Source organism: Pseudomonas sp. 5P_5.1_Bac1 (assembly GCF_025466015.1).
Taxonomy (GTDB): domain Bacteria; phylum Pseudomonadota; class Gammaproteobacteria; order Pseudomonadales; family Pseudomonadaceae; genus Aquipseudomonas.
The window spans coordinates 1-2,959 of record NZ_JANLNX010000064.1; the positions used below are offsets into that span (position 1 = coordinate 1).

Annotated in this window: 1 protein-coding gene; it reads left to right on the forward strand. The window is 67.1% G+C overall.

Translation table 11 applies throughout. The features are described from left to right. On the forward strand, positions 1–2,959 hold a 2,959-nt coding region (locus NTD82_RS15045; RefSeq protein WP_262129274.1), incomplete at both ends, for a condensation domain-containing protein.

The window sequence follows — 2,959 nt, forward strand, 5'->3', positions numbered from 1 at the left end:
CGCCGCGGTGGTGCGTATCGAGCAGGGTCCAGTGACCGGCGAAACCCCGTTGATGCCGATTCAGCATTGGTTCTTCGACAGCCCGATTCCTGAGCGTCATCACTGGAACCAGTCGGCGCTGCTCAAGCCGACCGTGCACCTGGAGGCAGCGCCGCTGGAAGCGGCCTTGCAGGCACTGCTGGTGCATCACGATGCGCTGCGCCTGAGCTTCGTCGAGGGGCGCGCACGCTTCCGTGACGCGGCGGCTGGCGAGTTGCTGTGGGTGCGCGAGCTGTCCAGCCGCGATCAATTGACCGCGCTGACCAACGAAGTCCAGCGCAGCCTCGACCTGCAAAACGGCCCGCTGTTGCGCGCCCTGCTGGTCAACCTGCCGCAGGGCGAACAGCGCCTGCTGCTGGTGATTCATCACCTGGCAGTGGACGGTGTGTCCTGGCGGATTTTGCTGGAGGACCTGCAAGCGGCCTATAACGGTGCCGCGCTGCCGGCCAAGACCCATTCGGTCAAGGTCTGGGCCGAACACCTGCGCACCTTCGCCGGTACTTCGGCGCTGGAGCAGGAACTGGGCTGGTGGCAGGCGCAGTTGCAGGGCGTCAGCGATGCGCTGCCGCTGGACCGTGCCGACGGCGGCCGCCAGCACAAGCACGAAGCGACCGTGCGCACGCAGTTGAACAGCGCGCTGACCCGCCAGTTGCTGCAGGACGCCCCGGCGGCCTACCGCACCCAGATCAACGACCTGCTGCTCACCGCGCTGGCCCGCGTCATCAGTCGCTGGAGCGGCAACGCCGAGACGCTGGTGCGCCTGGAAGGCCACGGCCGCGAAGACCTCTTCGACGGCCTCGACACCACCCGCACCGTCGGCTGGTTCACCAGCCTGTACCCGGTGAAGCTGACCCCGGCCGCAGAGCTGGGCGCGTCGATCAAGGCGATCAAGGAACAACTGCGCGCCGTGCCGAACAAAGGCCTCGGCTACGGCGTGCTGCGCTACCTGGGCAGCGATGCGGCGCAAGCCAGCCTCGCGGCGCTGCCGCAGGGCGAGATCGTCTTCAACTACCTCGGCCAACTGGACGCCAGCTTCGCTGCCGAAGGCGCATTGTTCGCGCCGTCCGGCGAAGGCAGTGGCGAAGGCCAGAGTCCTGAGGCGCCGCTGGGCAGCCTGCTGGCGATCAACGGCCAGGTGCTCAATGGCGCGCTGGAACTGGCGTGGAGCTTCAGCAACGAAGTGTTCGACGTCCAGACCGTGCAAGCCCTGGCCGATGCCTACGGCCAGGAACTGCAACAGCTGATCGAGCACTGCGTGGCCGCCGGTGTGGCCGGCGTGACGCCATCGGACTTCCCGCTGGCCGGCCTGGACCAGCCGCAACTGGACAGCCTGCCGCTGGCCGCGGCGCAGATCGCCGACATCTATCCGCTGTCGCCGATGCAGCAGGGCATGCTGTTCCACAGCCTGTACGAGCAAGAGGGCGGTAGCTACGTCAATCAGATGCTCGCGCAGGTGCGCGGCCTCGATGTCGAGCGCTTCCGCGCGGCGTGGCAGGCGGTGGTGGATAACCACGATGTGCTGCGGGCGAATTTCGTCAGCGGCTTCGCCCAGCCGTTGCAGGTGATTCGCCGGCAGGTGGCGGTGTCCTTCGCCGAACTGGACGTGCGTGGTCAGACCCTATCGGACGAGGCCCTGGCGGCCTGGGCCGAGGCGGACAAACAGCGCGGCTTCGATCTGCAACGCGACCCGCTGCTGCGCCTGACCTTGCTGCGCACCGCCGAGGACAGCCACTACCTGGTGTTCACCAGCCACCACATCCTGCTCGACGGCTGGAGCAACTCGCGCATGCTCGGCGAGGTGCTGCAACGCTACAGCGGTCATGTGCCGCCGACGGGCAAGCGCTACCGCGACTACATCGAATGGCTGCAACGCCAGGACGCCAAGGTCGGCCAGGACTTCTGGCTGGGCCAACTGGCCGAGCTGGACGAGCCGACCCGCCTGGTGCCGGTGTTCAAGGCACCGGTGGAAGGCGAGGGCTTCGCCGACCTGTTGTTGACCCTGGACAGCGCACGCACCCGTCGCCTCAACGACTTTGCCCGCGACCAGCGCGTCACCGCCAACACCTTGTTGCAAGCGGCCTGGATGCTGGTGTTGCAACGCTACACCGGGCAGTCGGGCGTGACCTTCGGCGCCACCGTCGCCGGGCGTCCGGCCGACCTGCCGGGTGTCGAAGAACAGCTTGGCCTGTTCATCAACACCTTGCCGGTGGTGGGCCGTCCGCGGGTCGAGCAGACCGTGGCCGAGTGGGTGCAACAGGTCCAGGCGCAGAACCTGGCCCTGCGCGAACACGAGCACACGCCGCTGTATGACATCCAGCGCTGGGCGGGCTGGAATGGCGAAGCGCTGTTCGACTCGATCATGGTCTTCGAGAACTACCCGATCGCCGACGCGCTGCATGGCGCGGCGCCGGATGCACTGGTGTTCGACAAGGTGGTCAGCCAGGAGCAGACCCACTATCCGCTGACCCTGGTGATCGAGGCGGGCGACGAGCTGGCCGTGCGCATGAGCTACGACCGTCAGCAACTGGCCGGCGATACCGTCGCGCAACTGGCGGCGCATTTCGAGCACCTGCTGCTGGCGCTGGTGGCCAATCCGCAGGCGGCGCTGGGCGAGTTGTCGATGCTGTCCGCGGTCGAACAGCAACAGATCCTCGGCGACTGGAACGCCACCGCCGCCGAGTTCCCAAGCGAGGCGTGCATCCAGAGCCTGATCGAGGCGCAGGTTGCCTTGACGCCGGACGCTCCGGCGCTGGTGTTTGCTGGTGAAGAACTGAGCTACGCCGAGGTCAACCGCCGTGCCAACCAACTCGCTCACAAACTGCGCGAACTGGGCGTTGGCCCGGATGCGCTGGTGGGCATTTCGGTCGAGCGCAGCCTGGAAATGGTCATCGGCCTGGTGGCGATTATCAAGGCGGGCGGT